The 2,332-nt window shown below is 75.4% G+C and carries 4 protein-coding genes; all 4 read left to right on the top strand.

Features of this window, described 5'->3' with window-relative positions:
• A partial coding sequence (locus FNH05_RS36280; RefSeq protein WP_483964246.1) for a beta/alpha barrel domain-containing protein occupies positions 1-457 on the top strand: 457 nt, incomplete at its 5' end.
• A 114-nt stretch (positions 458-571) separates the two neighbouring features.
• On the top strand, positions 572-991 hold the full coding sequence (locus FNH05_RS36275; protein WP_144593354.1) for a YbaB/EbfC family nucleoid-associated protein: 420 nt from the start codon (positions 572-574) through the stop codon (positions 989-991).
• Positions 988-1,305: a hypothetical protein gene (locus FNH05_RS36270; RefSeq protein ID WP_144593353.1), complete on the top strand. Its 318-nt coding sequence runs from the start codon at positions 988-990 to the stop codon at positions 1,303-1,305. The genes FNH05_RS36275 and FNH05_RS36270 overlap by 4 nt, the downstream gene beginning before the upstream one ends.
• Before the next feature lie 2 nt (positions 1,306-1,307).
• Positions 1,308-2,332, top strand: a 1,025-nt coding sequence (locus tag FNH05_RS36265) for a WXG100-like domain-containing protein (RefSeq protein ID WP_483964245.1), incomplete at its 3' end; no start/stop codon positions are given.

Raw genomic sequence — 2,332 nt, 5'->3', positions numbered from 1 at the left:
CCCGTGGGAGGGGCCGGTCCCGGTCGAGCAGGTGGTGCGGGCCGGGCAGCGGTTGCTCGACCTCGGGTGCGACCAGCTCTCCCTCGGCGACACGATCGGCGTGGCCACCGCCGGCCACGTGGAACGGCTGATCGCGGCCTTCGACGAGGCCGGAGTCGCCCCCGGCCGCCTGGCCGTGCACTTCCACGACACCTACGGGCAGGCACTGGCGAACACCCTCGCCGCGCTGCGCTGCGGAGTGTCCACTGTGGATTCCTCGGCGGGTGGTCTCGGCGGCTGCCCGTACGCCGAGTCGGCCACCGGCAACCTCGCCACCGAGGACCTGCTGTGGATGCTGGAGGGGCTCGGCATCGAGACCGGTGTCGACCTCGACGCACTGGTGGCGACCAGCCGGTGGATGGCGGAGCGGCTCGGGCGGCCGAGCCCCTCCCGGGTGGTCAGGGCGATCGCGGGGTAGCGCCGCGGTGCGGCGGACGGCCGGATAGGGAACGATTTTCCCGGAGTGGGAACCGGACCGCGCCGGGCCGCGTCCGACTCGAAGCCGACCGCCGTACTACCGAGGAGGCGTGCCGTGACCGAGTACCGCGCACAGGTGGACGAGCTGCTGGCCGACTACCGGCGCAGCCGGGAACAGCTCGCTTCGGTGCACCGGGAACTCGGGGCGGTCACGGCCTCGGCCAGTGATCCGGACGGCCTGCTCACCGCGACCGTGGGTGCGCGCGGCGCGCTCACCGGACTGGTGATCTCGGACGAGGCCTATCACCGGTACCGGCCCCGCGAACTGGCCGACCAGATCGTGCGGGCCGCCGGGGCGGCGACCGTGCGGGCGCTGGCCGCCGCGGCGGAGGTGCTCGCGCCCGCCCTCCCCGCCGGTACCGATCCGCAAGCCGTCCTGTTCGGCACGGCCGACCTCGAGGCCGCCGACATCGCGCCGCCGAAGCCGGTGGCCGAGGAGGACAGCTACGAGGACCAGAACTGGATGGTCCGGTGAGCGGGTTCGAAGCGGATGCGGACCGGCTCGACGCGGGGGCGAAGGACTTCGACGGCCATGCCGGGCGGGCGGGCCGGATCGCGGCGGAACTGGCGCGTGCGCTGGCGGATGCCTCGGCGGCCTGGGGTGACGACGCGGTCGGGCGGAGTTTCGCGGCCGGGCACGTCCGTCCCGCGAACGAGACCGCGGAGGGGATCCGCGCACTGGCCGGGCAGCTGAGCGAGCTGGGGACCTCCTTCGCCGAGGCCGCGCGGCGGTACTCCTCGGGCGAGGACGCCGCCCGCCGTTCGATCGCCGACGCGGCCGGGGGTTAGGGATGGGTGTCGAACTGCCGGAGGAGCTGGCCGGGATCGCCGCGGAGGCCGGGCTGTCGTGGCCGCGGGCGGACGAGGACAAGCTGCGCGAGCAGGCGAAGGCGTGGCGGGCCGCGCAGGACGGGCTCACCGCGTTGGCCGCCGATGCCGACCGGAGCGCCGCGAGGGCGCTGGGGGCGCTCAGCGGCCCTTCGGCGGAGGCGGCGGCCGCCCGGTGGGCGGAGTTCGCCCACCCCGATCACGGCCGCCTGACCACCGCGGCCCGCGGTGCCGGGGAGGCCGCCGACCGGCTGGAGCGCGCGGCGGAGGAGATCGGCGCGACCAAGGTGGAAATGGTGCGCACGCTGACCGAAGCCGCGAAGAACCGGGACGCGGCGCACGGCGCGGCCGCCGCCGGGCATCCGGCCGCGCTGCTCGGACTGGACACCGTGCTGCGGGGGACCACCGCGAATCTTTCGTCGCTGACGAACGGTCTGGTCCAGCGGGTGGGCGGGGCCGCCGCGGCGGCGGGCGGCCCGCCGGAGCCGGTGGTCGACCCGCATCCGGGTGCGCGTTCCCCGCAGGGGCAGCTCGGTCTGCTCAGCGCCGCCACCGGACTGCCCGTTTCACTTTTGTGCACAGTGGACAAGACGGTGGCCGGTGCCGCGGTGGTCTCGGCAGTCTCGGCGGTTCCGGAAGCCGCGGTGGTTCCGGTGCAGCCTTCGCTGGGAGTGCCACCGGTTCCGGCCGAGCCGAACGCCACCGGTCTGCCTTCGCTCGGGCAGCCGCCCGGCGGGACACCGCTTCCACTCGGACCCGCCGGGTCCATAGTGGACCAGGTGGCCGGTCCAGAGGCCGGGACCGGTCCCATCCGGCTGCCTGCGGCCCCCTCGGCGTACGGGGGGCTCCTGCATTCCGGCGGGTTCGAGGACGTGCCGACTCCGCCGTCCGGCATCCTCGCGCCGCAAGCGCCCGGCGCTACCGTCGCCGCGGGGTTCAGCGAGGGGGGCCCATCCGTGCCGTCCGTGCCTCCTGCGCCGTCCGTGGT

Source organism: Amycolatopsis rhizosphaerae (assembly GCF_007713715.1).
In the GTDB taxonomy this organism is placed as follows: Bacteria; Actinomycetota; Actinomycetes; order Mycobacteriales; family Pseudonocardiaceae; genus Amycolatopsis_E; species Amycolatopsis_E rhizosphaerae.
The sequence above is the reverse complement of the archived record's forward strand: the minus strand, read 5'-3'. Positions and strand labels throughout refer to the sequence as shown.